The sequence below is a fragment of the Synechococcales cyanobacterium T60_A2020_003 genome (assembly GCA_015272205.1).
Taxonomy (GTDB): domain Bacteria; phylum Cyanobacteriota; class Cyanobacteriia; order RECH01; family RECH01; genus JACYMB01.
The window spans coordinates 1-3,414 of sequence record JACYMB010000137.1; the positions used below are offsets into that span (position 1 = coordinate 1).

The 3,414-nt window shown below is 48.8% G+C and carries 3 protein-coding genes; 1 reads left to right on the forward strand and 2 read right to left on the reverse strand.

From position 1 onward, the window contains the following. Positions 1–361: hypothetical protein (locus tag IGR76_07060; protein MBF2078268.1), on the reverse strand; the 361-nt coding region annotated here is incomplete at its 3' end. Positions 362–1,019: 658 nt separating this feature from the next. Here IGR76_07060 and IGR76_07065 point away from each other — a divergent pair. After that, a complete protein-coding gene (locus tag IGR76_07065) occupies positions 1,020–1,748 on the forward strand; it encodes a hypothetical protein (protein MBF2078269.1) in 729 nt (242 codons plus the stop codon). Positions 1,749–1,951: 203 nt separating this feature from the next. Here IGR76_07065 and IGR76_07070 read toward each other — a convergent pair whose 3' ends face one another. Then, entirely contained in the window at positions 1,952–3,232 is a 1,281-nt protein-coding gene (locus IGR76_07070) for an MATE family efflux transporter (GenBank protein MBF2078270.1), read from the reverse strand. Positions 3,233–3,414: the final 182 nt, after the last annotated feature.

Sequence of the window (3,414 nt, forward strand, 5' to 3'; positions counted from 1 at the left end):
AACTTGCTCTTTTTTGATTCTGATACCCCGTCCGCTTGCGGCGGGGTAGTTCATTGAGCGATCGCCAGTAGGTGGGAATGAGGGTGCGGACTTTTTCTAAACGTTCAGCGAGCTTTGATTGTTTAGCCATGCGGTATCGGGCGACGGCGCGGGCTACCTTGCGGGCTTCGCTAGCAGGCATCCCCAGGTCAACTAAACGCTGCCAGTAAGCCAGCATAAATTGCCGAGATTCATCCAGTTGATGTTCAGAGAGACGCTCAAAAGCCGCAACTGTAGCACACCTCAGCTTGTAAGTAGATAGTCGTAAATAAACAAAGCTCTTCGTAGGATGGGTTAGCGATAGCGTAACCCATGCTGTCAAAGGCTTTGATGCGTTACGGCTACGCCTAACACATCCTACGTTTAATTAGGGTCACCTACTTATTACTTAACATCGCATACGATAGACCATTCAAAATCACCCGATTGGGGGTTTTGCAATCTTGCTTTTAGATGAAGTCAATTCATCTAAATTTCATATCTTAATCATCGCTTGGTGCTTCCATTTGTAGAGTGATTGAATTAAGGACCAGCCGTGATTCTACTTAGTGCTAGCGGTGATATCCCTTCGTTGTAATTGTGATGAATTCTGGTAATTCTTGTGATGGGAGTCACGACGATAGAGGAGCGATCGCCTTTTACCAATGTTGAGTTTTGAGTTCTCAGTTTTGAGTTGTAAATGCGTTGCTGCGTTAGGGATTTTGGCCTTTTATCTGTAGCTGGAATGTCTGAAATCGGTATTCGTCCAACTCTGGGCACTAATCTTCAATGATTTGATGTTTAGGGGGATTTCTCAGGGGTTGGCCATTCTACGAGAACTTGAAGGATGTGAGGCGGACTCAATGAGCGCAAATCAACACACTCTCCGCTGAAAAGATGGGAGCTTTGCTTGCTGCCCTGTAATAGAAGGCGTCACACTCCACATCTTGTGTTAATCTTGCACCATAATCGTCACTCACTGTTATATGTGGAGTTGGCTAATGTTCCGTTATCTACAGAGCGCTGGGCTAAGTCTCACCTTGGTGGGAGTTTGGAGTATAGCCGGATGGGCGCAAGTTCCCGATGTCCCCATTGCCCTCATTGGAGAGCGGGCAGCCCTTCAAAATGCCGTTTGTAATCAAGATTGGGCCACAGCGGTAGAAGCGAGCGATCGCCTCTTAGCCCTGGACGAGTTGCCCGCCAGTTATCGGGGTGACATGGCCGCTTTTCGCCTGCGCCTATTGCAATTTCAAGAGGCGGAAGTGGTCTTGCCTGTGATACCGGGTTGCGAAGACGCTGAAGACGGGTTTTCGCAAGAAGACAACAATTTTTCTGAGCAGTTAAATAATCTAGCAGGTAGTATCACCTCGCCGCTGACTCAAGACATTGTGCAAGATGTTGGCAGTGATAATTTGATTGTTGTGCATGGGGTGTGTTCGATTCTGTCTAAGGAAGAAATTGAGAATCCTATGGATCTAATGGTGGCGACCGTAGAACAAAACTTTTTTGGCTTGCCTTTTTTAGAACTGGATGAACTGGATGAATTCCGGGAAGGAAACCGGGAACAGCAGGAGGCATTAGTCGAATACCTTAGCTTTATGGCATTTCTAGGATCGATGCAGTTTTGCCAGGAAAATATTCCCGTTGTGGAAACAGTATTTGGAGTTGAGATTCCTGATGTGCCAGCCGTAGATATTTCTAATGTTGATGCGTCTAATACAGAGCAATGAGGAGGGCGCATTCCACATTTGCAAATTGATCAATGTCTGGAGTGCGGGCATCTTGCCCGCGAGCGGGACGCTCGCACTACCCGTACAAAACTGGGATCTCCCCAATGAGGATACCTTGTGGATTGTTTGGATGGGGAATTGAAAACCATCCGGATACGGTCTAGGAGCCTAGAAAAGTAGTGTGGTAGATGCACCCTGATTTGCTATCCCCGGCGATGCTGGGGATTTTTTATATCTACGTTTAGCTGCTTCAGGGTACGGGGCACAGAGGCGCCGAGGGTCAAACATCGGGTTGCCATAAAGAGCGATAAGGCTCCCCACAAGATTTGTTCACTGTGCCAGTGCCATGCCAAAGATGCGACAGGTAGAAATCCTAATCCAGTGGATAACAATGCGGCATTACGCAGGGTTTGACCAGCGGTTAAGCCTAGAAAATAGCCGTCTAGCATGTAGGCGATCGCCCCAAACCCCAGCACGGGATACAGCCACAATACAAAGCCATGAATAGAGTCCAACACCGTCGTGTGGTTGGTGAGGAGGCCAAATAGAGCATTAGGCATGGTCGTAAATGCGGCGGCAAAGGCAATCCCAAGCAACAGACTGGAACTACCTGCCCATGTCAGCAGACGCTTAAGTTGATGGGTTTCCCCTTGCCCCCAGAACTGCCCAGCAAAGCTTTCTGTGGCAAAGGCAATCCCATCAATGAAATAAGCGGCAAAGGAAATGACCTGAAGCATCAAGGTATTGGTGGCTAAAACCAATGTGCTGAGACCTGAACTAATGGTAGTAAATAGGGAAAACGTAGACACCAAGGCAAAGGTGCGGATCAGAATATCGTTGTTGAGCATGAACGCCTCTTGAAAGGCCGATTTATCCCAAACTCTGGGCAGGAGCGATCGCACCTGCGGCCAAGATTGACTCCTAGACACGATCCAAAGCCCTACAACTGCCATCGCACATTGAGAAAGGGCAGTTGCCAGCCCAGCTCCGGCACTTTCCCAGCCCCAGCGCACAATAAACCAGTAATTCAGAATCACGTTGCTGCCGTTGCTAATCGCCGATAGGAGTAGCACTTTCAATCCTTCTTCCTGTCCCAATAGCCAGCCGAGGAGCACAAAGCTTAAAAGATTTGCTGGGGCTGCCCAAATCAGCGCTTGATAGTAGGCTTCCCCCGCTTGGCGCACATCGGGTTCGGCATTCAATAGGGTAAATCCAAGGTCACGAATTGGGGTTTGAAAAAGGGCGATCGCCGTTCCGATGGCGATCGCCAATGCTGCATTGCGAAGGCCAATTAAAATAACGGTGTCAGGGTCTTCTCGTCCGACTGCTTGAGCTGTCATCCCTGTGGTTGCCATCCGCAAAAAGCCAAACGACCAGTACAGGTAGTTAAATAGAACGGTTGCCAGAGCAACGCCAGCTAAATTCGCCAACTCCGGTAAGTGACCGAGGAAGGCAACATCCATGAGTCCCGCCAAGGGCACCATCAAGTTAGATAAAACATTGACCGATGATAGCCGCGCAAAGCGAATTAAAAACGAATTCATTGATCCCAAAAGCAAAAGCCCAGTAGCTAGTGTACCTACTGGGCTAAACCAAGGAGTCAGTATCCACTTTCAATCCCTGCGGGTCGATTCCCCGCCGCTCTGCGGCGTAAAATGCCAGGATG